Below are 24,908 nucleotides of genomic sequence, written 5' to 3' on the forward strand. Positions count from 1 at the left end.
TAGGTGGGGAAATCGTGGCGTAGTCAGTCCGGTTCAGTGGGCGCGGCCCCGGCGCCAGGCCTGGGCCCGCGCCAGCCAGCCGCTGCCGGCCAGGTGCATGAGCAGCGAGGCCAGCGCCGAGCTCAGCAGGATGAGCGTGGACATGGCCGCCGCCGGACCGACGTCGCCGGCATCATCCATGTTGAGTACCGCCACCGAGGCCAGCACCGTATCGGGGCGATACAGGAAGATCACCGCCGATACCGTGGTCATCGAGGACACGAACAGGTAGCGGAAGATCTCCAGCATCTGCGGCAGGCACAGCGGTACGGTCACGCGCAGGAAGGTCTGCAGCAGTGGCACCTTCAGCGACAGCGAGGCGGCCTCGAATTCCGGATCGAGCTGTTTGAGGGCGGTGACGGCGCTCAGGTGCGCCGTGGTGTAAAAGTGCACGATGCAGCACAGCACCAGCAGTGTCATCGTCCCGTAGAGGAAGTTGAACGGATTGGCCGGATGGTTGAAGAAGAGCAGGCTGCCCAGGCCCAGCACCAGGCCGGGCACGGCCATGGGCAGGAAGCACAGCATGCGCAGCAGGGGCGAGAGCCAGCGCTGGCCGCGCGTCTTTTCCATCAGCCAGGCACCGGTGAAGATGACCACGGTGCCAGCCACGCTGGTGCCGCAGGCCAGTCTCAGACTGTTCCAGTAGGCCAGCCAGCCGCCGCCATCCATGTTGTCGAAGTCGTAGTGCTGCCAGGTCAGCTGCAGGTTGTAGGGCCACAGCTTGACCACCGACGCACCCATGGCGACCACGATCATCATCAGGATGGCCGCAGCGATGAGCGCCACCGCCAGCAGGTTCAGGCCATCGCGGCGCCAGTCGGGACGCGGTATGTAGGCTTCCGAGCGGCTGCTCATGGTGGCGCGCTGGCGGCGCTGCAGCCAGGCGTCCAGGGCGAAGGTCAACAGGGCCGGCACCAGCAGCAGCAAGCCGATCAGCGCACCGCGCCCGAACTGCTGCTGCCCGACCACGGCCTTGTAGGCTTCCACGGCCAGCACGCTGTAGGCGCCACCGGTGATCTTGGGCACGCCGAAGTCGGTGATGGTGAGCGTGAAGACCAGACACAGCGCACCAAAGATGCCATAGCGCGTGGTCGGAAGGGTGACCGTGGTGAAGACGCGCCAGCGCGAGGCGCCCATGGCATGGGCCGCATCGTAGAGGCGACCGTCGGCCTGCGACAGCGCCGACAGCAGGATCATCATGGCATGCGGGAAGGTGTAGAACACTTCACCCAGCAGGATGCCCCAGAAGCCGTAGATGCTGCCATCCATCCATTCCTTGAACAGTCCCTGATTACCGAACAGGTAGATCAGCGCGATGCCCGGCAACAGCGACGGCGCCAGCAGCGGCAACAGGCCGATGCCGCGCCACAGGCCCTTGCAAGGAATGCAGCTGCGCTGCAGGGCGTAGGCGAACACATAGGCCAGCGGCACCGTGACCACGGCGGTGACTGCCGAGACCCACAGGCTGCGTCCCAGCAGCGGCAGGAAATTGATATTGGCAAACAGGGCCACGAAGGGCTGGATACCGGCCCAGTTGCCCTCGGGCGTAAGGACAGCCTGTGCCAGGATGAACAACAGGGGGCCGCCCAGACCAAGCGACAGCAGCACCAGCAAGAGCCATTTCAGTGCGCCCGGCAGCCACTGGCTGCGGTCGGTGCCGGCGCGGCCGGCCTGTGCCGTGGCGGGCTGGGTCTGGTCGAGCGCCATGGCAGTCAGTGAGCGGGCAGGGGGCAGGGAGGATTGCATCGTCATGAATGTTGCGGCTCAGGCAAAGACCCGCAGTGCCTGGCGCGGCAAGGCCACCCACAGACCGTCGTGTGCCGACAGGGCGGTCAGGCGCTCGTGCGAATCGCCGCTGACGTCGGCCAGCAGGGTCTGGCCCGGCAGCGCATCCGCTGACAAGGCCAGGCGGTAGCGGTGCCCGAGATAGATGCGATCGACCACACGCGCCCGGAAGCGGTTGGCACAGTCTTCGGTGGCGAACAGTTCCACGGCCTCGGGGCGGCAGAACAGGCGGCCGCTTTGCAGCTCCGCTTCTTCGGGACGCACTTCGAGGCGCAAGGCCCCCACGGTGACCTGCGACCCCGAGATGCGCGAAAACGGCAGCCAGTTGGCATGACCGATGAAGTCCGCCACGAAAGGTGTGGCCGGACGGCGGTAGATCTCGGCGGGCGTGCCGAACTGCTCGATGCGCCCGTGCTGCATGACGGCGATGCGGTCGGCCATGACCATCGCTTCTTCCTGGTCATGCGTGACCATGAGGGTGGTGATGCGGAACTGCTTTTGCAGGCGGCGGATTTCCAGTTGCAGGTGTTCGCGTACCTGCGCATCCAGTGCCGAAAGCGGTTCATCGAGCAACAGCAGTGAAGGCGACGGCGCCAGCGCACGCGCCAGAGCCACGCGCTGCTGCTGGCCGCCGGACAGCTGGCCGGGATACTTGGACTGACTGCCGTCCAGGCCGACCATGGCCAGCATCTCCGTGACGCGCGCCTGGCGTGCCTGGCGCTTCATATTGCGCAGGCCATAGGCGACGTTGTCGGCCACGGTCAGATTCGGAAACAGGGCATAGGACTGGAACAGAATGCCGTAATCGCGCGATTGTGGCGGCAGACCGGAAATGTCCCGACCGGCGGCCACGAGCTGGCCGGCGTCCTGGCGCTCCAGCCCGGCGATGGTGCGCAGCAGGGTGGTCTTGCCGCAGCCCGACGGGCCCAGCAGGCAGACCATCTCTCCCCGGTGCACTTCGAGCGACACCCCGTCCAGCGCGGTAAAGGCCCCGAAGCGTTTTTCGATACCGCGTACCGACAGGAAACGCTCGCCGGCATCGGCATCATCAGGCGGACAAACCGGCATCGCGAGGGCGGCGGCGCAAGAGGGTGTGGGCATCATCTCGGAAGGTATCTGGCTGGCTCGTGGGTTTGCCCAAACGCAGCGCCCATGCGGGCTTGCGCCTGACGGGCCGACCCGTTCAAAGGCAAGCGGATGGTACGGGCCTAATATGACTGCTGGATGACACCCCCTGCTGTGATAGCGGACTGGAATCCTTGCTATAGATTGAAGCTATGGATCGGCCTTCGGGCTCTCGCGGCGGGGGAATCCGCGGCGGAAATGACTGTCCAAATTTCGTCAGATCCTTCATTGACGCCATACGGCGGGTGAAGCAAGATTATTCAGTCCTTTGGAGGAGCAAATGAACAAAAACGGCAAGCCCGGGCGGCGACCCGGGATGCGGCTGGCGATGTCAGGCGTGGGCGTGGCCGCCATGCTGGCGGCCTGCTCGGCGCCGGAGAGCACCCAGCAGGAGCGTGACGCACTGGCACGCGCCCTGATCGAGCAGAAGAAGACCACTGAAGACGCTACCTCCACCGCCACCACCGTGGAGGGCTACAAGGTCGACCTGGCCAGGCGCATTTCCCAGGTCAATTTCACCAGTGTCTACATAGAGCGCCCGCAAGCCTTGCTGCGCTCGGTGATCGTCATCAAGTACGTGGTGGATGGTGAGGGAAACCTGGTCAGGAGCGAGATCCTGCGCAGCAACCGCGACAAGCACGCCGAGGCCAGCGCCCTGGGCAGCCTGAAAACCGCGGCGCCCTTTCCCAAGCCGCCACCGGCGCTGCTCAAGCAGGGCCGTATCGAACTCTCGGAGAGCTGGCTGTTCAACAACGATGGCCGTTTCCAGTTGCGCAGCGTGGCGCTGGCCCAGATGGACCGATAGCGGTTCCCGGCAAAGATGCCTGCCGGCATTGGCATGTGTATAATGTCGCGCGAGCATGACGGTGTGCGTTGTGTCTCCCGGGCCTGACGGGCCTGCGCCGGATCAGGGCGAACGCGAGTTCGCCTTTTTTCTTATCGGCGCGCGCCAGCGGCAGTCTTCGCTGATCCCCGCTGTCCTTCATTGACCAGATCGTTTATTGATTGGCTATACATGTTTGATTTCATTCGTACTCACCAGCGCCTGATGCAGTTCCTGCTGCTGCTGTTCATCTTCCCGTCGTTCGCCTTCTTCGGCCTGGAGGGTTACAGCCGCCTGACCGACGACAGCGGCGTGGCCAAGGTGGCCGGCCAGACCATCACCAAGGAAGAGTGGGATGCCGCGCATCGCCAGCAGCTCGAACGCATGCGCCAGGTGTATGGCAATCAGTTCGACAGCAAGATCTTCGATAGCCCGCAGGCGCGCCGCGCCATCCTCGACAACCTGATCGCCCAGCGCGCCCTGGGCGCCGAGGTGGTGGCCAGCAAGCTGGTGGTGCCGGACCAGGTACTGCAGCAAAGTATCCTGCAGATTCCCGGCCTGACCAAACCGGACGGGACCTTCGACAATGAGCAGTACCGCGTGCTGCTGGCCGCGCAGGGCATGACCCAGAAGTCCTACGAAGCCGGCCTGCGCCGCGAAATGGCCGTGCAGCAGTTGAATGCCGCCATCCAGAGCACCGCTTTCGCGCCCAGGACCGTGGCCGAGAACCTGTCCAACCTGAACGATCAGGAACGTACCGTCCAGATGCTCAACTTCAAGCCGGACAGCTACGCCAGCCAGGTCAAGGTGACCGACGACATGCTCAAGGCCTACTACGACAAGAACACCGCCCGCTTCGAGACCCCGGAACAGGCCGACATCGAGTACGTGGTCCTGGATGCGGCGGCCGTGGCTGCCCAGGCCACTGTCACCGATGACGATATCAAGTCCTACTACGAGCAGAACCAGAAGCAGTACGCCACCGAAGAACAGCGTCGCGCCAGCCACATCCTGATCACCGTCAAGAAGGATGCCTCGGCGGCCGACAAGGCTGCCGCCAAGAGCAAGGCCGATGCTCTGGTGGCGCAGCTGCGCAAGAATCCGGGTGACTTTGCCAAGCTGGCCAAGGCCAATTCGCAGGACCCCGGCTCGGCCGCCAACGGTGGCGACCTCGGTTACTTCAGCCGCGACGCCATGGTCAAACCCTTCGCCGATGCCGCCTTCAGCCTGAAGCAGGGCGAGATCAGCGATCCGGTGGAGTCCGACTTCGGCTATCACGTCATCGAGGTGACCGGCATCAAGCCGGCGTCGGTCAAGCCGCTGGAATCGGTCAAGGCCGAGATTGGTGCCGACATCAAGAAGCAGATCGCCGCCAAGAAGTATTCGGACATGGCCGACCAGTTCAACAACCTGGTCTATGAAAACGCCGACAGCCTCAAAGCCGTCTCCGACAAGCTCAAGCTGAAGATCCAGACCGCCTCCGGCGTGACCCGCCTGCCCAACCCGGCAGCCGGTGCGGCACCCTACAACAATGCCAAGTTCCTTACCGCACTGTTCACCGACGACGTGATCAAGGGCAAGCACAACACTGAAGCCGTGCAGACCGCTCCCAACACCCTGGTGGCCGCGCGCATGACCAGCTACAAGCCGGTGTCCAAGCGCCCGTTCGAGGAAGTCAAGGCGGAGGTGCAGAAGGACGTGGTGGCTGCCGAAGAGCAATCCCTGGCAGTGAAGGCGGGCCAGGAACGCCTGGCCCAGCTGCAGGCCAAGGATGATGCCAGCGGCTTCAGCGAGCCCAAGGTGGTGTCCCGCGTGAAGTCCGACGGCTGGACCCAGGAAGCCTTCAACGCCGTCATGAAGGCCGATACCGCCAAGCTGCCGGTCTACGTGGGCGCCGAGACGCGCGGCCTGGGCTACCAGATCTACCGTATCACCAAGGTGGAACAGCCCAAGACCGTCGACACCGCACGTCGCAAGGCCGAACAGGAGCAGATCACCGCCGCCTTGTCGCAGCAGGATGCCCTGGGCTACCTGGACTACCTGCGCGAGAAGGCCAAGACCAAGCTGCTCAAGGGGGCTGCTGCGGTGAGCGCGGATGATGCTGCCAAGTGAGCGCCAAGTGAGCTAATCGCACGGCCCGCCGTGGGGCAGTCAGTGCAAGGAGCGCACCGGGATCGTGAATCGGTGCGCTGTGCTGCCCCGGCACGGGGAGTTGTCGGCATGACCGCCACAATTTGCTAAAAAATTTACACAGGCCGCTTTTCCAGCGGCCTTTTTTGTTTCATCATGGACACCGGCGCTGCATTCGAGCGGGATGCAACAGGGAGCCGGCACCGGGGAATCCGCTTCAATTCTTCCATCGTCCGTTGGCGTTTCGTCAGCTTTCCACCGTGTGGGAACATGCAGCTTTTGTGCTGTCGAGATGAAATTCCTGTCATCCGCACGTCATGTTGCGCCGTTTCGGAAACAAACGGCTGCCGTACAAGTTGTCGCTTTCTCCAGTCGACATTCGAAAAGCATCGCAGGGGGTATTTCCACGAGGAGTGCTTCCGATGCGAGACTTGCCCTGAATACGACCCAGTTTTTATGCCTGCCCCAGTCCTGATCATTCGCACCGGAGATGCCAATCCTTCCCTCAAGACCAACTATGGTGGCTATGTCGACCAGATAGGCTGCGCTGCCGGTCTGTGCCGTACCGAGATCGAAGTGGTGACCGTCTATGAAGGCGAGCGCCCGTCCTGCCCGCGCAGTTACCGCGCGGTTTTCATTACCGGTTCACCGGCCATGGTGACTGACAAGGAAGACTGGAGCGAGCGCACTGCCGAATGGATTCGCGACGCTGCCGAACTGGACACGCCCATGTTCGGCATCTGTTATGGCCACCAGTTGCTGACCCATGCCTTTGGCGGCGAAGTCGGCTACAACCCGGCCGGCCGCGCCGCCGGCACCATGCACGTGAGGACGCTGGAATGCTGTCGCCAGGATGAGTTGCTGGGCGTGCTGCCGGACGAATTCCCGGCCCACATGCTGCACATGCAGTCGGTGCTGCGTCCGCCCAAGGACGCCATTGTCATGGCCCGCTCGCCGATGGACCCGCACCACGTCATCAAGCACAAGCACAACGTCTATTCGACGCAGTTCCATCCCGAGTTCTCGCCCGAGTTCGTGCGCGCCCATCTGCATTACTACGCCGATATCTACCGTGGCTGCGGCATCGATGCACAGGCGCTGTGCGAGAAGGTCAGCGAGACGCCGCAATCGGCCGGGCTGCTGCGACGCTTCCTGGCGTTGTACGCGCGGCATTGAAACACCTTCGCCATCAGGAAAAGAGCCTCTGATGCCCGCGACGGCACTGGGGCTTTGTGGCCGGACAATCGCGCTTACTTCAGCCCGACCAGCGGCTTGAGATGCGGCCAGACATTGTCCAGCAGCCTGGGCTGCGCCTGTTCATTGGGATGAATGCGATCAGCCTGGAACTGTGAGAGATCGGCCGCGATCCCCTCGAAGAAGAACGGCACCAGCGCCACCTTGTTGCTCTTGGCCAGCTCCTGGTACATCGCCGCGAAACGGTGCGTGTAGTCGGGGCCGTAATTGGGCGGAATCTGCATGCCCACCAGCAGTACCTTGGCCTTTTGCTGGTGCGCCAGATCGATCATGGCTTGCAGGTTGTCCTGGCTGGTCTTGAGCGGCAGGCCGCGCAGGGCGTCGTTGGCGCCCAGTTCGATCACCACGACGGCTGGCTTGTGCTGCGCCATCAGCGGTGCCAGGCGGTTGCGCCCGCCGATGGTGGTGTCGCCGCTGATGCTGGCATTGACCACCTGGTAATCCAGCTTGTTCTGCTGCAGCCGCTTCTGCAGCAGGCCGGTCCAGCCGGTGCCGCGCTGCAGGCCATATTCGGCGGACAGGCTGTCACCGAGCACGAGCACGTTTTTTGGGGCAGAATAAGCGCTCGTCGCCGCTACCATCAGCACGACGCCCGCCAGCAGACGCAACACCGCGCCCACCAGCCCGTTGCGCCGCGCACCTGTCCCGGACCCTCTTGCCCGATTGCCTTGCATGCCCGCTTCCGCTCCCGCCAGTTCTGCCGTCATTGCCGCCATTGAAGTCCTTCAGTTGTCCAAACATGTTGCCGATGTGGCCGCTCCATCCGGTCGCCTGACCATCCTGAGCGACATCGATTTTACCGTGGCCGCCGCAACCACGGTGGCCATCGTCGGCGCTTCCGGTTCCGGCAAGTCGACCCTGCTGGGCCTGCTGGCTGGACTGGATACGCCCAGCGCAGGTTCCGTACGCCTCGATGGCGAAGACATCTACGCCCTCGATGAAGATGGCCGGGCGCTGTTGAGGAAGCGCAAACTGGGCTTCGTGTTTCAGTCCTTCCAGCTGCTAGGACACCTCAATGCCCTGGAAAACGTGATGCTGCCGCTGGAACTGCGCGGTGACAACCAGGCGCGGGCCAAGGCGCAAGAGATGCTGGGTCGCGTGGGCCTGGGCAGCCGCCTGAAGCATTATCCCAAATACCTCTCCGGCGGCGAGCAGCAGCGCGTGGCGCTGGCACGCGCCTTTGTGACCGAACCGCCCCTGCTGTTTGCCGATGAACCGACCGGCAGCCTCGATGCGGCTACCGGCGAATCGGTCATCCAGCTGATGTTTGAACTGAACCGCGAGCGCGGCTCCACGCTGGTGCTGGTGACCCATGACCCCGGCATTGCCGCCCGTTGCGAGCGCACCCTGACCATTGCCGCCGGGCGGCTGGTGCAGGACTGATTAGACGGACTCCATCGGATCGGCCGGCGGCAGCGGGTGCGCGCGCTTGTGTTCGATGTAGGCGATACCGATCCCGCTGGCGCAGATGATGGCGATGCCCAGGACCGTGATCTGGTCCGGGAATTGCCCGAAGACCAGCCACCCCATGCCGCAGGCCGAGATGATCTGGGCATAGAAGAAGGGCGTCAGCACCGAGGCTTCGGCATGCCGGTAGGCCGAGTTCTGCAGGAAGTGGCCGATGGTGCTGGTGATGCCGGTGGAGACCAGGATCGCCAGTTCCACCATCGTGGGCGCATGACTGGTCCAGAAGAAGGGCACCAGCAGCGTCGAGACGATGCTGCCCACCAGCGCGCCATAAAACAGCGTCACCATCGGGTTATCGGCCTGGCTGGCCTTGCGGTTGAGGATGGACAGCATGGCCTGGGTGAAGGCCGAGACCAGGCCCAGCGCCACGCCATAGGGCGGGATGTCGCCACTGGGGCGAATCACGATGAGCATGCCCGTAAATCCGATCAATACCGCAATCCAGCGCGACAGATAGCTGCGTTCGCCCAGCAGCCACGGCGAGATGGCCAGCACGATCAGCGGTGCGCAAAAATTCATGGCCGTGCCTTCGGCCAATGGCACGATCTTCAGTACCGAAAAGAAAATCAGCGTCGACGCCAGTAGCAGCGCACCCCGTCCCAATTGCAGTCCGAGCCGGTTGGACTGCAGGATGCTGCGCCCGTGACGGCGCCGGTACAAGGGCGCCAGCGTGGCCGCCATGAAGAACAGATTGATGGTGTAGCGCATCCAGGCAATCATCACCACGTGATACCCCGCCAGGGCCAGCAGCTTGCCGGCGGTATCGAGCAGTGACAGCGTCCACAGCCCCGAAATCAGGAACAGGATACCCAGCTTATGGCTGGGGGCGATGCGTGGGTAGGGCAGGACGGCGCTGGACATGGTCTCGGAGAATCTGGTTGAAGACGGCACGGATGGCCGGGATGAATTCACTGGCGGTCAGCCCCACCGGCCCCTGTCCTGCCGCCACCAACTGGTCGGCGGCGGCGCCGTGGATCCAGGTGGCGGCCAGGGCGGCCGACGCGGTCGGCCAGCCCTGCGCCAGCAAGGCCCCGCACAATCCCGAGAGCACGTCGCCGGTACCGGCGGTGGACAGCGCCGGATTGCCGCTGGGGTTGATGGCGATCTCGCCATCGGGGAAGGCGATGACCGTGCCCGCCCCCTTGAGCACGGTGATGGCATTGAACTGCCGGGCCAGCAGCCGCGCCGCCTGCGGGCGGTCCTGCTGGATCTGCTGGGTGGTGCTGTCGAGCAGGCGGGCGGCCTCCAGTGGATGGGGCGTGATGATGCTGCACGGCTGCGTACCGCGCTGGCTGCGGCGGTGCAGCTTGTGCTGCAGCGTGGGTTCGGCCGAGATCAGATTGAGGGCATCGGCATCGACGACGATATCGGCTTCGCTGTCGAGGGCGCGCGCCAGGATGTCATGCGCATGGCGCGAGGTGCCCATGCCGGGGCCGACTACCAGGGCCGCGCTGGCGCCGAATTCCACCCGGTCGGCCAGGCGGAACATCAGTTCGGGGTGCTTGTCGTCATAGGCCGGTCCCTCGTCCACGAAGGCCACATAGACCCGTCCGGCCCCGCCAAAAGCTGCCGTGCGCGCCGCCAGTACCGGCGCACCGGCCATGCCGCGCGCACCGCCCACCACGATCACATCGCCATAGCTGCCTTTGTGGCTGTTGTTGGCGCGCGGCTTGAGCGCGGTGGCAAAACTTTGCGGACCATTGAGGAAGGCGCGCGCCGGGGGGAGCAGCGCCGCGTCGATGTCCAGTGGCTCGACCACGATCTGGCCGCTGTGGTCACTGCCGTCACAGGTATGCAGACCGGGCTTGTCGCCGATGAAGCTCAGGGTATGCGTGGCCTGGACGGCCACACCCTCGCGGCCGCCCACGATGCTGCCGGTGTCGGCATTGAGTCCGCTGGGGACATCGATGGACAGCACCGGGCAGCGCAAGCTGTTGACGTACTCGATGATGGGGCGCAAGGCTGGTCCGGGCGGACGCGCCAGGCCGATGCCGAACAGCCCGTCGATCACCAGGGCCCAGGAGTGCGCCCGCAGCGGCGCATCGCCATGACCTTCGATGAACTGGATTTCCGCTTCGCGGGCACGCGCCAACGCCCGGCGCGCATCGGCGGGCTGGCGGCTTTCGTCGGCATGCAGCTGCACGCTCACTTCGATGCCGGCTTCTTCGAGCAGGCAGGCCGCTTCCAGCGCATCGCCGCCATTGTTGCCGGGGCCGGCCAGGATCAGCACCGCCGGCGAAGAGGCCGTGGCCGAACACAGCAACTGCTGGGCTTGCTCGGCAATGGCGGCGCCGGCGCGCTGCATCAGGGTGTAAGGGGGCAGGGCGGACAGGGCCGCTTGTTCAACCTGGCGGATCTCGGCAACGGTATGGAGCGCGCTCATGATCGGGGTGGCGGGGACGTTGAGTGGATGGGCGTCAGTGCAGCGAGAAGACCGCTGGAACACCGCGCAAGGTCGGCGCTGGAGAGCCAAGTGCAGAAAAATTCACACGCTCAGGCGCTGGTCACGCGGGTGCTTGATTTTAAGTGAATTGTTCTGTCCGTGCAGGCCCTTGCGCGATCTTTATCGATGAAAAGAAGGCACGCGACCAGGGTCGCAGCAGACGGCAAAGACAGCCTGCTCAGGCCAGTACGTCGCGTGGCAGCAAGCCCTCGGCGGAAATTTCGGTCTGGTCGCCGCTGACCAGGTCAGCCAGCAGGCGCGCCGAACCCACGCTGGCGGCCCAGCCGGTGGCACCATGGCCGACGTTGACGAAGACATTGCCATGCCGGGTCGGCCCGACCACGGGCAGGCCGTGCGGCAAGAGCGCCATGGTATTGCTCCAGAAATGCGCCTGGTTGTAGTTGGCCGCATTGGGGTAGTAGTCGCCGGCGATCTTGAGCAGGTTGCGCAGGGCCTTGGGCGGCAGAGTCTGACCCGGCGGCACGAAGCCCAGCAGGCCGCTGATGCGGATGCGTCCGCCCAGGCGTGTCATGGCGACCTTGTAGCTGTCGTCATAGAGCGCCATGCTGGGGGCATCATCCGGATTCTTGACCGGCACCAGCGCCGAATAGCTTTGTATCGCCTGCAGCGGCAGGGCGGTATCAAGCGGGCGCAAGAGTTCGGCACTGGACATGCCGGCGGCCACCACCACGGCATCGACCCGCATCTGCGAGGCCAGATGGGGCGAGTTCACGCTCAGCGCCAGGCGGCCACCGAATTCGGCGTCGATGGCCGTCACGGTGGAGTCGAAATGGAAACTCACCCCCAGCTCCTGGGCCGCATTGCGCATCTGCTTGGCAAAGAGCACGCAGTTGCCGGCCATGTCCTCAGGATAGTAGAGCGCGCCGGAGAGTGTCGCTTCCGAGGAAAAGGCCGGTTCCAGCGCGCGGATGCCGGCGGCGTCCAGCGCCTGGTGCTTGAACTCGCATTGTTGCGCGGCTTGCTGCAAATGCGTCATGCGCGCCGCCTCGGAGGGATGGCGGAAGAGGTGGAAGACGCCCTGGCCGTTTTCATTGTCCAGGTTGTGGTGGGCCTGCAATTGCAGCACCAGGCTCTGGCCGTAGGCCGACAGGCGCGTCAGGCGCAGCTTGTTCTGGGCAAAGTAGTGCTGCTGGGCCTGGCGCGTGACGCGCATCCAGCGCCGACGACCGAAATCGGCACCGGGGGCCAGCAGCACGCGTGGCTCATCCCGGAAGCGGCAGGCGAAGGTTGCCATGGCACCCGGCAAGGTCAGCGGCATGGCCGCGCCCGGGGCCAGCAGGCCGGCGTCACCGAAGGTGGCTTCCTCGGCCACATGCGCACGGCGCTCGATGACGGCCACTTCATAGCCCTTGGCGGCCAGGAAGTAGGCGCTGCAAATCCCTGAAAGTCCCCCGCCGATGATGGCGATCTGTCGTTGTGTACTGTTCACTCTATTCGTCTTGGAAGCGGTCTGGCCGCTGTGGTCATGGGCATCGGGCAGTGGCTCGGGCGCCTCTTGCACCTGCTCTGGCAGTGTCCGATGCGGGCCGAATGATACCGCGAAATATCGCTGTCGTTTGGATATTGCCGCAGTGCTACATATCGGCCTGCCACCGACTGAAGCGATCTGCTCTCCAGAGGGACAACGCTCGGCGCTGCGGCTGCGATGACAACAGGCCCCGGTCAAGTGCGTCAATCCCCACCAAAGGGCAGGCCAGGCCATCCATCTTGCCGCTACAGGCCGCCACAGGCAGGCTTGCGGGCCGGCTCGCTTTGCACGGGACTTGGCGCGGTGTCCACGGTATAATGCCGGCTTTGCCAGCAAACGCGCGCACGATCCATCATCTCGCCAGTCTCCGACCTGCACGATTTTTCCTTGTGCAATGCGTCATTCGGGGCGGCCGGTGTCGGTGGACCGGTCCCTGCCGCGATGCTGCGACGGTTTTCCCGATTCAAGCTAACTGCCTCGACCTCGCCATGCTGATCCTGCCGGGCTCCAATGCCCTTTCCGCTTTCCGTACCCAACGCCTTCTGAGCCAATTGCAAGCCGTGGATGCCGCCATCACCGGCGTGTGCGGCCGCTACCTGCATTTCGTCGACGCCAAGGCCCTGACGCAAGAGGATGAGGCCCGCCTCAACGGCCTGCTGACCTATGGCGACCCCTTCAACGGCAGCGACGAGGGCGATGCCTTCGTGGTGATTCCGCGTTTCGGCACCATCTCGCCCTGGGCCAGCAAGGCCACCGACATCGTGCGCAATTGTGGTATGGGTCACATCCACCGCGTGGAGCGCGGCATCATCTTCCGCGTGCAGGTCAAGACGGGCTTGCTGGGCGGCGCCAAGAAGCTCAACGAAGCCAGCATCCCGGCCGTGGCCGCACTGTTGCACGACCGCATGACCGAGACCGTGCTGCGTGATCCGCAGGACGCTGCCGGCTTGTTCACGGAGCTGCAAGCCAGGCCGCTGGAGTCGGTCGACGTGATCGGCGGCGGCCGTGCCGCGCTGGAACGCGCCAACACCGAACTGGGCCTGGCCCTGTCGGATGATGAGATCGATTACCTGGTGGACGCCTTCACCAAGGCCCAGCGCAACCCCACCGACGTCGAACTGATGATGTTCGCCCAGGCCAACAGCGAACACTGCCGCCACAAGATCTTCAACGCCGACTGGACCATCGATGGTGAGAAGCAGGACAAGTCGCTCTTCGGCATGATCAAGAACACCCACCAACTGGCGCCCAAGGGCACCGTGGTGGCCTATTCGGACAACTCCTCCATCATCGAGGGAGCCACCGTCTCGCGCTTCTACCAGCGCGGCGCTACCAAGGGCAACGTCTATGAAGCCTCCGACGAGCTGACCCACATCCTGATGAAGGTGGAAACCCACAATCACCCGACCGCGATTTCCCCCTTCCCGGGCGCTTCCACCGGCGCTGGCGGCGAGATCCGCGATGAAGGCGCGACCGGCCGTGGCTCCAAGCCCAAGGCCGGCCTGACTGGCTTCACCGTCTCCAACCTGATGGTCACCCACGCCGTGCAACCCTGGGAAAACGCCCGTGACGTGGCCCAGCCGGTGGCGCAGCGCGATGAGCACGCCCAGGGCGGCATCTACGGCAAGCCCGAGCGCATTGCCTCGCCCTTGCAGATCATGATCGACGGCCCGCTCGGTGGCGCGGCCTTCAACAATGAATTCGGTCGTCCAAACCTGGGCGGTTACTTCCGGACCTACGAGCAGAATGTGGGCGGCCAGGTCATGGGCTATCACAAGCCCATCATGATTGCCGGCGGCATGGGCAACATCTCGGCCAAGCACACCAAGAAGAACGACCTGCCGGTGGGCAGCCTGCTGATCCAGCTGGGCGGCCCCGGCATGCGCATCGGCATGGGCGGCGGCGCTGCCTCGTCGATGGCCACCGGCGTGAACACGGCTGACCTGGACTTCGATTCGGTCCAGCGCGGCAACCCGGAAATGGAACGCCGCGCCCAGGAAGTCATCAACGCCTGCTGGGCGCTGGGTGACGACAACCCCATCCAGTCCATCCACGACGTGGGTGCGGGCGGGCTCTCCAATGCCTTCCCGGAAATCACCAACGACGCCAAGCGCGGCGCCATCTTCGATTTGCGCCGTGTGCCGCTGGAAGAAAGCGGCCTGGCCCCGCGCGAGATCTGGAGCAATGAATCCCAGGAGCGCTACGTGCTGGCCATCCTGCCGGAACACCTGGAACTGTTCCAGTACCTGTGCGAACGCGAGCGCGCACCCTTCGCCGTGGTCGGTACCGCCACTGAAGAACGCCAGCTGAAGGTGATCGACCCCGAGCACAACAACAACCCGGTCGACATGCCCATGGACGTGCTGCTGGGCAAGCCGCCCAAGATGCACCGTGACGTGCAGCACGTGCAAAAGCAGTTGCCGCCGGTGGACCTGACCGGCATGGACCTGGTGGACGTGGCCCAGCGCGTGCTGCGCCTGCCGGCCGTGGCCGACAAGTCCTTCCTGATTACCATCGGTGACCGTAGCGTCGGCGCCATGACCGTGCGCGACCAGATGGTCGGTCCCTGGCAGGTGCCGGTGGCTGACGTGGCCGTGACCGCCATGGGCCTGGAAGGCTATCTGGGCGAAGCCATGGCCATGGGCGAGCGCACCCCGCTGGCCGTGATCGACGCGCCGGCCTCGGGCCGCATGGCCGTCGGTGAAGCCATCACCAACATTGCTGCCGCACCGATTGCCGAGATCGGCGACATCAAGCTCTCGGCCAACTGGATGGCGGCCTGCGGCCAGCCCGGCCAGGACGCCGCGCTGTTCGATACCGTCAAGGCCGTGGGCATGGAACTGTGCCCGGCGCTGGGCATGTCGATCCCCGTCGGCAAGGATTCCCTGTCCATGCGCAGCACCTGGAGCGATGACGAGGGTGCCAAGTCGGTGACTTCGCCGGTCTCGCTGATCGTTTCCGGTTTCGCACCGGTGACCGACGTGCGCCGCGTGCTGACGCCGCAACTGCGCAAGGACAAGGGCGACACCGTCCTCATCCTGATTGACCTGGGCCGTGGCAAGAACCGCATGGGTGCCTCGGCGCTCACGCAAGTGATGCAGCAGATCGGCAACGAGACCCCCGATGTGGATAGCGCCGAAGACCTGAAGGCCTTCTTCAACGCCATTCAGCAACTCAACACCGAAGACCGCCTGCTGGCCTACCATGACCGCTCCGATGGTGGCCTGTATGCGACCCTGGCCGAAATGGCCTTTGCAGGTCATACCGGCATCTCGGTCAACCTCGACATCCTGACCATGGAAGCCGAGCACGCCGCCGACTGGGGCGATTCCAAGAACTGGACCACGCAAGTGGCCGAGCGCCGCAATGAACTGACTCTGCGCGCGCTGTTCAGCGAAGAGCTGGGTGCGGTCATCCAGGTCCCGGCCGAGCAGAAGTCGGAGGTCATGAACGTGCTGCGCAGCTACAACCTGGGCGCGTGCAGCCACATCATCGGCAAGCCCAACGACCGCGACGTGATCGAATTCATGCGCGATGCCAAGAACATCTACGGCCAGCCGCGCGCCGAGCTGCACCGCGTCTGGAGCGAGACCAGCTGGCGCATCGCCCGTCTGCGCGACAACCCGGCCTGCGCCGATGCCGAATACGATCGCTTGCTGGACGCGGCCGATCCCGGCATGACACCCAAGCTGAGCTTCGATCCGCAGGAAGACATCGCCGCACCCTACCTGTCGCTGGGCGCAGCGGCGCGTCCCAAGGTCGCCATCCTGCGCGAGCAGGGCGTGAACTCGCATATCGAGACCGCCTATGCCATGCACAAGGCTGGTTTCACCGCCGTGGACGTGCACATGAGCGACCTCATCGCCAATCGCGCCAAGCTGGATGACTTCAAGGGCTTCATCGCCGTGGGCGGGTTCTCCTACGGTGACGTGCTGGGCGCTGGCGAAGGCTGGGCCAAGACCATCCTGTTCAACGCGCAGCTGGCCGAACAGTTCTCGCGCTTCTTCCAGCGCCAGGACACCTTCTCGCTGGGTATCTGCAACGGTTGCCAGATGATGAGCAATCTGAAGTCCATGATCCCGGGCGCCGAAGCCTGGCCCAAGTTCACCCGCAACAAGTCCGAGCAGTTCGAGGCGCGTTTCGTGATGGTGGAAGTGGCCGATTCGCCGTCCATCTTCATGCAGGGCATGGCCGGTACCCAGGCACCGATTGCCACCGCCCACGGTGAAGGTTTTGCCGACTTCTCCCAGACCGGTGACATCGACCGTGCCATCATCGCCATGCGCTACGTCGACCATCGCGGCGCGGCCACCGAAGCCTATCCGTTCAACCCCAACGGTTCGCCCCAGGGCATCACCTCGGTGACCACCCCGGACGGCCGCTTCACGGTCCTGATGCCGCACGCCGAACGCGTCTTCCGCACCGTGACCCAGTCCTGGCACCCGGAATCGTGGGGCGAGGATTCGCCGTGGATGCGCATGTTCCGCAATGCCCGCAAGTGGGTGGGTTGAGCCTGAAATGGCTTGAGATGAAGTTTCCTGTTTCGATTGCCCGCTACGGCGGGTACTCGGGCAGGGGCTGAAAAAGCCAGGTGAAAAAAAACGCAGTTCCTTTCGGAACTGCGTTTTTTGTTTCTGCAGTCGTTCCGGACTCGTTCCGGACTCGCTCAGCGCCAGCCAAAAAACAACATGCCCGGTCAGGAAACCTGGCCGGGCATGCGGGAGAGCGGGCCAAGAGGAGTGCCGTGCGGGCCTTCCTCTTCGACGATCCGGGCGCGAGGCTTACTGCACCTTCGCCTTGGCGCGCAGTTGTTCCTGGTAGGCCTGCAGCTTCTTCTGTTGCAGGGCTTCAGCGATCTGCGGCTTGACTTCTTCCAGGGTCGGGACCTTGGCCGGACGCACGTCTTCCAGCTGGATCACGTGCCAGCCGAACTGGGTCTGCACCGGCGTCTGGGTGATTTCACCCTTCTTCAGGGCGACCATGGCGTCGGAGAAAGGCTTGACGAAGGACGCCGGGGTAGCCCAGTCCAGATCGCCGCCGTTGGCTGCCGAACCGGTGTCCTTGGATTGCTTGGCCAGGTCTTCGAACTTGGTACCGGCCTTGAGCTTGGCGATGATGGCTTCGGCGTCTTCCTTCTTGTCCACCAGGATGTGGCGGGCGTGGTATTCCTTGTCACCGGCCTGGGCCTTGAACTTGTCGTATTCAGCCTTGATGTCGGCGTCCGAGACCGGGTTCTTCTTCAGGTAGTCGGCGATCAGGGCGCGGATCACGATGGACTGGCGGGCCAGTTCCAGCTGGTTCTTGACGTCGGTGCTGTTGGACAGGCCCTGCTTGTCGGCTTCCTGCATCAGGATTTCACGGTTGATCAGCTCTTCCTTGATGGCACCGCGCAGCTGCGGGCTGTCGGGCTGGCCTTGCGCAGTCATCTGCTTGACCATCAGATCGGCGCGGGAAGAGGGGATCGCCTTGCCGTTCACGACGGCGAGGTTTTGTGCGAAGGCCGGGATGGAAGCGATAGCGAACAGCAGCACCAGCAGACGAGCGGGTTTGAATGTCATTGTTGAATCCTAGAAAATAAAGGAAAGAATCAAAACGGAGAAGAAAAACAGGAGGGGCTGGATAAGCAGGTGTCGGTCTTTGTTCTTGGTCTCAGTTCGTTGCCTCTGACGGGGAGAGCGCCACTATGGCCAGCGCATGAATCTCCTGCTGCATCAGGTCGGACAGGCAATCATACACCAGCCGATGACGGTTCAAACGATTTTTGCCTTCGAACAGATTGGAAACCAGGCGGATCCTGTAATGTCCTCCGCCAGAGGCGGCACCGGCATGCCCTGCATGCAGCGCCGACTCATCCTCCACCAGACAGACCGAGGGCGAGAAAGTTGCAGTCAGGCGCTCGGTCATGCGCGCCACACGGGTATCGGCGGCGCTCATTGCTCATCCTTCATGTACTTGGAGAGAAACAGGCTCTGGCCGATGATGAAGGCAAACATCAGGCCCATGCTGCCGAACATCTTGAAGTTGACCCAGGTATCGAGCGAGTAATTGAAGGCGATATACAGGTTCAGCACGCCCATGACCGCAAAGAAGACCATCCAGGCCAGGTTAAGGCGCGGCCAGATGGGTTCGGGCAGGGTGACCTGCTTTTCCATCATGACGCGGATCAGGTTCTTCTTCATGAACAGCTGCGACACCAGCAAGGCCAGGCCGAAGGCCCAGTAGAGGATGGTCGGCTTCCACTTGATGAAGGTGTCGTCACGGAAATAGATGGTGGCCCCGCCAAAGACCACGATGATGGCCAGGGACACCCACAACATGCCATCGACCTTGCGCCGGCGCAACAGCAGCCAGCCGATCTGGCCCAGCGAGGCGACGATGGCCACCGCCGTCGACAGCAGGATGGGCGCCTGGGTGGCGGTGACGGCGCCGGCCGACATGGCCCCGCCGAGGTATTGCATCACCAGATCCTGGGCAGCCGAGGGATGGCCTTCGGCCCATTTGAAGACGCCGAAAAACAGGATGACGGGGAACAGGTCGAACAGGAACTTCATCGCTTGGGCTTCTTCAGTATGTCAAAAAATCGTTGGAGGGCCGGCTTACGCCGGGTCGAAGCGCAGCGAAGCCGAATTGATACAGTAGCGCAGTCCGGTCGGCGGCGGGCCGTCGGGGAAGACATGGCCCAGATGGGCGTCGCAGACGTTGCAGATGATCTCGGTGCGAATCATGCCATAACTGCGGTCCACTTTCTCGCGTACGTTGGCCGGATCGATGGGTTCGAAGTAGCTGGGCCAGCCGCAGCCGGAGTCGAACTTGGCATCCGAGGTGAAGAGCGGGGTGTCGCAACAGACGCAGGTATAGATGCCGGCTTCATGGTGATCCCAGTAGCGGCCGGTGAAGGCGCGCTCGGTGGCGGCTTCGCGGGTGACCTGATATTCCATCGGGTCCAGTTGGTCGCGCCATTGCGCTTCGGTCTTTTCTACACGTTTGTTCATGCTTGACTCCTTGTGGATGACGGACGGCGAGCAACGGCGGCCCGCTCAGGAAGAAAGTTTCAGAAGTGCCAAAAGTCAGGCCGGTCTCAGGAAGAGCAACTCACCTCCAGATGGCTGGCCCAGTCCGGCGGCAGGTCGGCATAGCGGTCGAATTCGGGTTGCTCGTCGAAGGGATGGCGCAGGATCTGCTGCAGGCGCGCCACTTCGCTGAAGTCTTTCTGTTGCGCCTTGTCGATGGCGACCTGGGCGAGATAATTGCGTAGCACGTATTTGGGGTTGACCGCCTGCATTGCAAGCCGGCGGGCCTCGTCGTCGCTATCCTCGGCGCGCAGGCGCTGGCGGTATTGCGCGGCCCAGGCATCAAAGGCGGGGCGGTCGAGGATGAGATCGCGCAGCGGCTCGTCCTGCTCGGAATTGCCAATGCGCAAGTCGCCCAGGCGACGGAAGAACAGGGTGAAATCGACGTGGTTGGCTTGCAGGATGGCAAACAGGGCCTGGATCAGTTGATCGTCCTCGGGCTGGCGTGTGTTCAGGCCCAGCTTGGCATGCAGCAGCGCGTCGTGGCGGGCCTGGAAGATCGCCTCGTAATCGGCCAGCGCCGCCTCGGTCTGCTCCACCGAGCCGATCAGCGGCAGCATGGCCTGGCCCAGCGCGAAGCAGTTCCACTGGCCGATGCGCGGCTGCATCTGGTAGCTGTAGCGGCCCTGGCTGTCGGTATGGTTGCAGATGTGGCGTGCGTCGAAGGCTTCCATGAAGCCGAAGGGGCCGTAATCCAGCGTCAGGCCGAGGATGGACATGTTGTCCGTATTCATTACGCCGTGCATGAAGCCCACCGCCTGCCATTGCGCCATCAGGGTGGCGGTGCGGCGGGTGACTTCCCTGAGCAGGGCCTGATACGGGTTCGCTTCGGTCAGCAGCTGCGGATAGAACTGTTCCAGCACGGTATCGGCCAGGATCTTCAAGTCATCGAAGCGCTGGTTGTAGTACCAGTGTTCGAAGGAGCCGAAGCGGATGAAGCTGGGCGCCATGCGGGTGACGACGGCGGCGGTTTCCGGCGTTTCGCGCAGCACGCGCTGGTCCGAGCCGATCACGGTCAGGGCGCGGGTGGTCGGGATGCCGAGCGCGGCCATGGCCTCCGAGCAGAGGAACTCACGGATCGAGGAGCGCAGCACGGCGCGGCCATCGCCCATGCGCGAATAGGGCGTCTGGCCGGCCCCCTTGAGTTGCAGCTCGATGCGGCCCTGGCCGTCGGCCGCCGGCAGGTCGCCCAGGGTGATGGCACGGCCATCTCCCAGCTGGCCCGCCCAGACACCGAACTGATGCCCGGAATAGACCGCCGACAGCGGCAAGGAACCCGGTGCGATCCGGTTGCCGGCAAAGACGTCGAGGAAGCTGTCATCCTCGTGGGCCGGTCGCGACAGTCCCACAGTGGCCGCTGCGGCCTCGCTGAAGCCGACCAGGTAGGGCGCGGGCAAGGGGGTGGGCTGCAGCCGGGTATGGAAAGCCGGCGGCAGTGCGGCGAAACGGTTCTCGAAGACGGGAAGCGGATAGGGTTGCGTCATGGTCAGCCTGTGGCGCGCGGCCCGAACCGGGCCGCAATCCGCTATTTTGACAGAGAAGCGCGAATCCCATAGGATCGCTCCACTTTTGCGTGCGGCCGGGCTTGGCCGGGCGCGGCAAGCTTTTCTTCCTCTTTGACACGGCATCCCGGCAAGGCTGGTACTTTGGAATTCGCGCTGATCACCTTCCTCAACGGCCTGGGCTACGGCTTTTTGCTGTTCCTGCTGTCCTCGGGCCTGACCCTCATCTACAGCATGATGGGCGTGCCCAACTTCGCCCACGCCAGTTTCTACATGCTGGGCGCCTACGTGGCCTATGCGCTGGCCGGGGTCCTGGGATTCTGGTGGGCGCTGCTGCTGGCGCCGCTGCTCGTGGGCCTGGCCGGGGCGCTGGTGGAGCATTACGGCCTGCGCATCGTGCATCGCTACGGGCATGTGCCGGAATTGTTGTTCACCTTCGGCCTGTCCTATCTGGTGGTGGAACTGGTACAACTGGTGTGGGGACGCTCACCCGTGCCTTATCGCATTCCTCCCGAGCTGGACGGCACGCTCTTTACGCTCTATTCGACTGCCTTCCCGGTCTATCGCGGCTTCATGCTGCTGGTGGCGGCGCTCATGCTGCTGGCCTTGTGGCTGTTGCTGCGCCATACCCGCATCGGACTGGTGATCCAGGCCGCGCTGACCCATCCGCAGATGGTCGAGGCGCTGGGCCACAACGTGCCGCGCGTGTTCATGCTGGTCTTTGGCGGTGGCTGCGCACTGGCCGCGCTGGCCGGCGTCATCGGCGGCAATGCTTTCGTCACCGAACCGGGCATGGCTGCCTCGGTGGGCAGCATCATCTTCGTGGTGGTGGTGGTCGGCGGCCTGGGCTCGCTGGCCGGAGCATTCATCACTTCGCTGCTGATCGGCATGATGCAGACCTTTGCGGTGGCGCTGGATATTTCCCTGGCCAGCCTGGGCGTGCAGGTGCCGGCGGGCAGTGCCCTGGCACCGCTGGTGCGGCTGACGCTGGCACAGATGGCGCCGGTGCTGCCCTATCTGCTGCTGGTGGCCATGCTGATCGTGCGGCCCAAGGGTCTCATGGGCCGGCGGGAGGGCTGAACGATGCGATCAAGCCTGCTTGCCTGGCTTTTGTTTGCCCTGGTGCTGCTGGCCGCCCCCTTGGTGTTCCCGCAGAGCGCGGCCTTGTCGCTGCTGTCGCAGATGGGCACGATGGTGCTGCTCTGTCTGTCCTGCAACATGCTCCTCGGTGAGGGCGGCATGCTCTCCTTTGGTCATGCGGTGTATTCCGGGCTCGGCGCCTTCGGCGCCATTGACCTCATGAATCGCATGGACGCTGGCGCGCTGGCCTTCCCGGTGACGCTGGTGCCGCTCGCAGGCGGCCTGACCGGGGCGCTCTGTGCGGTGGTTCTGGGTTATCTCACCACGCGTCGCGCCGGTACCACCTTCGCCATGATCACACTGGGGCTGGTGGAGCTGGTCTCGGCCAGCGTACTGATGTTGCCGGAGGTCTTTGGCGGCGAGGGCGGGATTTCGGGAAACCGTGTCATCGGCCAGCCCGTGCTGGGCATCAGCTACGGACCCCAAATCCAGGTGTATTACCTGATCGCCGGCTGGCTGCTGGTCTGCACCATTGCCATCTACGCACTGCGTCATACGCCCCTGGGCCGCATCCTCAACGCCGTGCGCGACAATCCCGAGCGCGCCGCCTTCCTCGGCTACGATCCGCAGCGGGTGCGCTACCTGGCGTTGATCCTGTCGGCCTTCTTTGCGGGTGTCTCGGGCGGGCTCTCGGCCATCAACTTTGAAATCGTCAGTGCCGAATACGTGGGCGCGCTGCGTTCGGGCACCATCCTGCTGTTCACCTTCATTGGCGGCACCGCCTATTTCTACGGCCCCATCCTGGGGGGCGTGGTGGGGGTGCTGTTTTCTTCCTGGCTGTCGACCTTCACGCAGGCCTGGCAGTTCTACCTCGGCGCTTTCTTCATCCTGATCGTGATGACGGCGCCGGGCGGACTGGCCAGCCTGATCGACCGCAGCTGGCGCCTGCTGCGCGGCGGTAGCCTGGATGCCCGGCAGGCGTGGCGCCTGGGCTTGTGGCTGGCTGCAGCACTGTGCACGCTGGCCGGCGTGATCCTGGCTACCGAGATGGCTTACCAGGCCAGCCTGGGCAGCCTGGCCGACACAGGCGAGGGCGCTGCACCGCTGCTGCTCTGGGGCTGCGCCATCGACGTGCATGCGGCCCGACCCTGGATCATCGCCATGGCACTGATCGGCGTGGGCAGCGCGGGCTTGCTGGCCTGGCATCGCAAGGGGAGGACATGATGACGACATCTTCCCCGCTGGTGCTGCAGGGCATCCATAAAGCCTTTGGCCGCAGCGAGATTCTGCGCGGTGTCGACCTGCAATTGCAGCCCGGCGAGCGCTGCGCCCTGATCGGTCCCAATGGCGCGGGCAAGTCCAGTCTCTTTCATGTCATCTCGGGCCGCTATCGGGCCGATAGCGGCCGTGTACTGCTGCACGGGCGCGACGTCACGCGCGAGCCGCCCCAGCGCATCCACCGCCTGGGGCTGGCACGCAGCTTCCAGATCACCAGTCTGTTCCCGCGCCTGAGCGCCTTTGAGAACGTGCGCTGTGCGCTGCTGTGGACGCTGGGTTACCGCTATGCCTTCTGGCGCCGCATCGGCCAGTTGCGCGATGCCAGCGCGCGCGCGCTGGCGGTGCTGGAACAGGTTGGTCTGGCAGCGCGCGCCGAGGTGGCGGCGGGCGAATTGAGCTACGCCGAACAGCGCGCGCTGGAACTGGCCGTGACCATGGCTGCGGATGCCTCCGTCATCCTGCTCGACGAACCCACCGCCGGCATGAGCCGCGCCGAGAGCGCGGCCATGGTGGCGCTGATCCGCGAAGTCACCGTCGGCAAGACCCTGCTGATGGTGGAACACGACATGCAGGTCGTCTTCGGCCTGGCCGACCGCATCGCCGTCATGGACAACGGTCGCGTGATCGCCTGTGACAGTGCCGAGCGCATCCGCGCCAATGCCGACGTCCAGGCGCTGTACCTGGACCGGAGGCGCCATGGATAAGCGCCATCCCCTGCTCGCAGTGACAGGTTTGCAGGCCTGGTATGGCCAGAGCCATGTATTGCAGGCCATTTCGCTGGAGGTGCAGGCGGGCGAGATCGTCAGCATCCTGGGCCGCAACGGCGCGGGCCGCTCCACCTTGCTCAAGGCCTTGATGGGCCAGGTGCGCAGCAGCGGCGAGATCCTTTTCGAAGGACGTCCGCTGGCCGGACTGCCCACCCATGCCATCGCACGACGCGGCATCGCTTATGTACCGGAAAGTCGTGATGTCTTTCCCACCCTTACCGTGCAGCAGAACCTGCTACTGGGGCGCAAGGGCGGTCGGCCACCGGCCGATGGCTGGCGCGAGCAAGAGGTGCTGGCGCTGTTCCCGGCCCTGGCGCGGCGCCACAAGGTGGCCGCCGGCGCGCTCTCGGGTGGCGAGCAGCAGATGCTGGCGCTGGGCCGGGCGCTCATGGGCAATCCCTTGCTGCTGCTGATCGACGAACCCACCGAAGGGCTGGCGCCGCAGATGGTCGAGCAGGTGGCGCATTGCCTGGAACGGCTGCGCCAGCGCCAGGTGGCGGTGCTGCTGATCGAGCAGAAGCAGGCGCTGGCGCTGGAGATGTCGCAGCGGCTCTATGTGATGGGGCGCGGCGAGATGGTCTTCCATGGCACCCCGGCGCAACTGGCGGCGGACCAGGCGCTGCAGCAGGAATGGCTGGCGCTCTGAGGCCAGCGTC

20 protein-coding genes are annotated in these 24,908 nt (G+C 64.3%); 9 read left to right on the forward strand and 11 right to left on the reverse strand.

What is annotated here, in order from left to right; all coding sequences use genetic code 11:
- Positions 1-33 precede the first annotated feature (33 nt).
- Both HNO82_RS01715 and HNO82_RS01720 read right to left on the reverse strand, forming a co-directional pair.
- Positions 34-1,791 (reverse strand): putative 2-aminoethylphosphonate ABC transporter permease subunit, encoded by a 1,758-nt coding sequence (locus tag HNO82_RS01715; protein WP_175342535.1) that lies wholly within the window; start codon positions 1,789-1,791, stop codon positions 34-36.
- Positions 1,792-1,803: 12 nt separating this feature from the next.
- Positions 1,804-2,892: a putative 2-aminoethylphosphonate ABC transporter ATP-binding protein gene (locus tag HNO82_RS01720; RefSeq protein WP_175342612.1), complete on the reverse strand. Its 1,089-nt coding sequence runs from the start codon at positions 2,890-2,892 to the stop codon at positions 1,804-1,806.
- A gap of 373 nt (positions 2,893-3,265) precedes the next feature.
- On the opposite strand from HNO82_RS01720, the gene HNO82_RS01725 reads away from it, so the two are divergent.
- The 3 genes from HNO82_RS01725 (at position 3,266) to HNO82_RS01735 (ending at position 7,078) form a co-directional block, all read left to right on the forward strand.
- Positions 3,266-3,754, forward strand: coding sequence for a hypothetical protein (locus HNO82_RS01725; RefSeq protein WP_008328549.1), 489 nt, complete (start codon positions 3,266-3,268; stop codon positions 3,752-3,754).
- A 210-nt stretch (positions 3,755-3,964) separates the two neighbouring features.
- Complete coding sequence (locus tag HNO82_RS01730; protein ID WP_175342536.1) at positions 3,965-5,884, forward strand: SurA N-terminal domain-containing protein; 1,920 nt, start codon at positions 3,965-3,967, stop codon at positions 5,882-5,884.
- Between the two features lie 474 nt (positions 5,885-6,358).
- Positions 6,359-7,078: a glutamine amidotransferase gene (locus HNO82_RS01735; protein WP_008328552.1), complete on the forward strand. Its 720-nt coding sequence runs from the start codon at positions 6,359-6,361 to the stop codon at positions 7,076-7,078.
- Positions 7,079-7,152: 74 nt separating this feature from the next.
- Here the strand turns inward: HNO82_RS01735 and HNO82_RS01740 are convergent, their stop codons facing one another.
- Complete coding sequence (locus HNO82_RS01740; RefSeq protein WP_502709264.1) at positions 7,153-7,872, reverse strand: arylesterase; 720 nt, start codon at positions 7,870-7,872, stop codon at positions 7,153-7,155.
- Here HNO82_RS01740 and HNO82_RS01745 point away from each other — a divergent pair.
- A complete protein-coding gene (locus tag HNO82_RS01745; RefSeq protein ID WP_034350281.1) occupies positions 7,829-8,539 on the forward strand; it encodes an ABC transporter ATP-binding protein in 711 nt (236 codons plus the stop codon). The genes HNO82_RS01740 and HNO82_RS01745 overlap by 44 nt on opposite strands.
- On the opposite strand, the gene HNO82_RS01750 is transcribed toward HNO82_RS01745, so the two are convergent.
- The 3 genes from HNO82_RS01750 to HNO82_RS01760 form a co-directional block, all read right to left on the reverse strand.
- The gene (locus HNO82_RS01750) at positions 8,540-9,484 is read right to left on the reverse strand and encodes a DMT family transporter (RefSeq protein ID WP_008328555.1); all 945 of its coding nucleotides are present in this window, start codon (positions 9,482-9,484) and stop codon (positions 8,540-8,542) included.
- The gene (locus HNO82_RS01755; RefSeq protein ID WP_008328558.1) at positions 9,438-11,006 is read right to left on the reverse strand and encodes a bifunctional ADP-dependent NAD(P)H-hydrate dehydratase/NAD(P)H-hydrate epimerase; all 1,569 of its coding nucleotides are present in this window, start codon (positions 11,004-11,006) and stop codon (positions 9,438-9,440) included. Before HNO82_RS01755 ends, HNO82_RS01750 begins: the two co-directional genes overlap by 47 nt.
- A 238-nt stretch (positions 11,007-11,244) precedes the next feature.
- Positions 11,245-12,516 (reverse strand): FAD-dependent oxidoreductase, encoded by a 1,272-nt coding sequence (locus HNO82_RS01760; RefSeq protein WP_175342537.1) that lies wholly within the window; start codon positions 12,514-12,516, stop codon positions 11,245-11,247.
- Positions 12,517-13,043: 527 nt separating this feature from the next.
- On the opposite strand from HNO82_RS01760, the gene purL reads away from it, so the two are divergent.
- Positions 13,044-17,066: a phosphoribosylformylglycinamidine synthase gene (purL, locus tag HNO82_RS01765; RefSeq protein ID WP_175342538.1), complete on the forward strand. Its 4,023-nt coding sequence runs from the start codon at positions 13,044-13,046 to the stop codon at positions 17,064-17,066.
- Positions 17,067-17,336: 270 nt separating this feature from the next.
- Here the strand turns inward: purL and HNO82_RS01770 are convergent, their stop codons facing one another.
- The 5 genes from HNO82_RS01770 to HNO82_RS01790 all read right to left on the reverse strand — a co-directional run bounded on the left by HNO82_RS01770 (position 17,337) and on the right by HNO82_RS01790 (position 21,109).
- Positions 17,337-18,113 carry a peptidylprolyl isomerase gene (locus tag HNO82_RS01770; RefSeq protein ID WP_008328562.1) on the reverse strand — a complete coding sequence of 259 codons (777 nt, stop codon included), beginning with the start codon at positions 18,111-18,113 and terminating at the stop codon, positions 17,337-17,339.
- A 91-nt stretch (positions 18,114-18,204) separates the two neighbouring features.
- Complete coding sequence (locus HNO82_RS01775; protein WP_008328564.1) at positions 18,205-18,489, reverse strand: BolA family protein; 285 nt, start codon at positions 18,487-18,489, stop codon at positions 18,205-18,207.
- Positions 18,486-19,106, reverse strand: a complete 621-nt coding sequence (locus HNO82_RS01780; RefSeq protein WP_008328574.1) for a septation protein A — start codon at positions 19,104-19,106, stop codon at positions 18,486-18,488. Before HNO82_RS01780 ends, HNO82_RS01775 begins: the two co-directional genes overlap by 4 nt.
- A 45-nt stretch (positions 19,107-19,151) precedes the next feature.
- Entirely contained in the window at positions 19,152-19,547 is a 396-nt protein-coding gene (msrB, locus tag HNO82_RS01785) for a peptide-methionine (R)-S-oxide reductase MsrB (RefSeq protein ID WP_008328575.1), read from the reverse strand.
- 86 nt (positions 19,548-19,633) lie between these two features.
- Positions 19,634-21,109, reverse strand: a complete 1,476-nt coding sequence (locus tag HNO82_RS01790; protein WP_175342539.1) for a protein adenylyltransferase SelO — start codon at positions 21,107-21,109, stop codon at positions 19,634-19,636.
- A gap of 162 nt (positions 21,110-21,271) precedes the next feature.
- Between HNO82_RS01790 and HNO82_RS01795 the strand changes: the two genes are divergently transcribed.
- The 4 genes from HNO82_RS01795 to HNO82_RS01810 are packed head-to-tail and all read left to right on the forward strand — an operon-like array spanning position 21,272 to position 24,898.
- Positions 21,272-22,207, forward strand: coding sequence for a branched-chain amino acid ABC transporter permease (locus HNO82_RS01795; protein WP_175342540.1), 936 nt, complete (start codon positions 21,272-21,274; stop codon positions 22,205-22,207).
- Positions 22,208-22,210: 3 nt separating this feature from the next.
- Entirely contained in the window at positions 22,211-23,431 is a 1,221-nt protein-coding gene (locus HNO82_RS01800; RefSeq protein ID WP_175342541.1) for a branched-chain amino acid ABC transporter permease, read from the forward strand.
- The gene (locus HNO82_RS01805) at positions 23,431-24,189 is read left to right on the forward strand and encodes an ABC transporter ATP-binding protein (RefSeq protein WP_008328579.1); all 759 of its coding nucleotides are present in this window, start codon (positions 23,431-23,433) and stop codon (positions 24,187-24,189) included. The genes HNO82_RS01800 and HNO82_RS01805 overlap by 1 nt, the downstream gene beginning before the upstream one ends.
- Entirely contained in the window at positions 24,182-24,898 is a 717-nt protein-coding gene (locus HNO82_RS01810) for an ABC transporter ATP-binding protein (RefSeq protein ID WP_008328581.1), read from the forward strand. The genes HNO82_RS01805 and HNO82_RS01810 overlap by 8 nt, the downstream gene beginning before the upstream one ends.
- Positions 24,899-24,908: the final 10 nt, after the last annotated feature.

Origin of the sequence: Herbaspirillum sp. C9C3 (genome assembly GCF_013359625.1) — a bacterium.
GTDB lineage: Bacteria > Pseudomonadota > Gammaproteobacteria > Burkholderiales > Burkholderiaceae_D > Herbaspirillum.

Excerpts from the sequence above, each read along its gene's own strand:
- HNO82_RS01730 (WP_175342536.1), top strand. The coding sequence starts at position 3,965 with ATGTTTGATTTCATTCGTACTCACCAGCGCCTGATGCAGTTCCTGCTG.
- msrB (WP_008328575.1), bottom strand. The coding sequence starts at position 19,547 with ATGAACAAACGTGTAGAAAAGACCGAAGCGCAATGGCGCGACCAACTG.
- HNO82_RS01750 (WP_008328555.1), bottom strand. The coding sequence starts at position 9,484 with ATGTCCAGCGCCGTCCTGCCCTACCCACGCATCGCCCCCAGCCATAAG.
- HNO82_RS01775 (WP_008328564.1), bottom strand. The coding sequence starts at position 18,489 with ATGAGCGCCGCCGATACCCGTGTGGCGCGCATGACCGAGCGCCTGACT.
- HNO82_RS01805 (WP_008328579.1), top strand. The coding sequence starts at position 23,431 with ATGACGACATCTTCCCCGCTGGTGCTGCAGGGCATCCATAAAGCCTTT.
- HNO82_RS01790 (WP_175342539.1), bottom strand. The coding sequence starts at position 21,109 with ATGACGCAACCCTATCCGCTTCCCGTCTTCGAGAACCGTTTCGCCGCA.
- HNO82_RS01735 (WP_008328552.1), top strand. The coding sequence starts at position 6,359 with ATGCCTGCCCCAGTCCTGATCATTCGCACCGGAGATGCCAATCCTTCC.
- HNO82_RS01755 (WP_008328558.1), bottom strand. The coding sequence starts at position 11,006 with ATGAGCGCGCTCCATACCGTTGCCGAGATCCGCCAGGTTGAACAAGCG.
- HNO82_RS01780 (WP_008328574.1), bottom strand. The coding sequence starts at position 19,106 with ATGAAGTTCCTGTTCGACCTGTTCCCCGTCATCCTGTTTTTCGGCGTC.
- HNO82_RS01745 (WP_034350281.1), top strand. The coding sequence starts at position 7,829 with ATGCCCGCTTCCGCTCCCGCCAGTTCTGCCGTCATTGCCGCCATTGAA.
- HNO82_RS01740 (WP_502709264.1), bottom strand. The coding sequence starts at position 7,872 with ATGGCGGCAATGACGGCAGAACTGGCGGGAGCGGAAGCGGGCATGCAA.
- purL (WP_175342538.1), top strand. The coding sequence starts at position 13,044 with ATGCTGATCCTGCCGGGCTCCAATGCCCTTTCCGCTTTCCGTACCCAA.
- HNO82_RS01725 (WP_008328549.1), top strand. The coding sequence starts at position 3,266 with ATGCGGCTGGCGATGTCAGGCGTGGGCGTGGCCGCCATGCTGGCGGCC.
- HNO82_RS01720 (WP_175342612.1), bottom strand. The coding sequence starts at position 2,892 with ATGCCGGTTTGTCCGCCTGATGATGCCGATGCCGGCGAGCGTTTCCTG.
- HNO82_RS01800 (WP_175342541.1), top strand. The coding sequence starts at position 22,211 with ATGCGATCAAGCCTGCTTGCCTGGCTTTTGTTTGCCCTGGTGCTGCTG.
- HNO82_RS01810 (WP_008328581.1), top strand. The coding sequence starts at position 24,182 with ATGGATAAGCGCCATCCCCTGCTCGCAGTGACAGGTTTGCAGGCCTGG.
- HNO82_RS01715 (WP_175342535.1), bottom strand. The coding sequence starts at position 1,791 with ATGACGATGCAATCCTCCCTGCCCCCTGCCCGCTCACTGACTGCCATG.
- HNO82_RS01770 (WP_008328562.1), bottom strand. The coding sequence starts at position 18,113 with ATGACATTCAAACCCGCTCGTCTGCTGGTGCTGCTGTTCGCTATCGCT.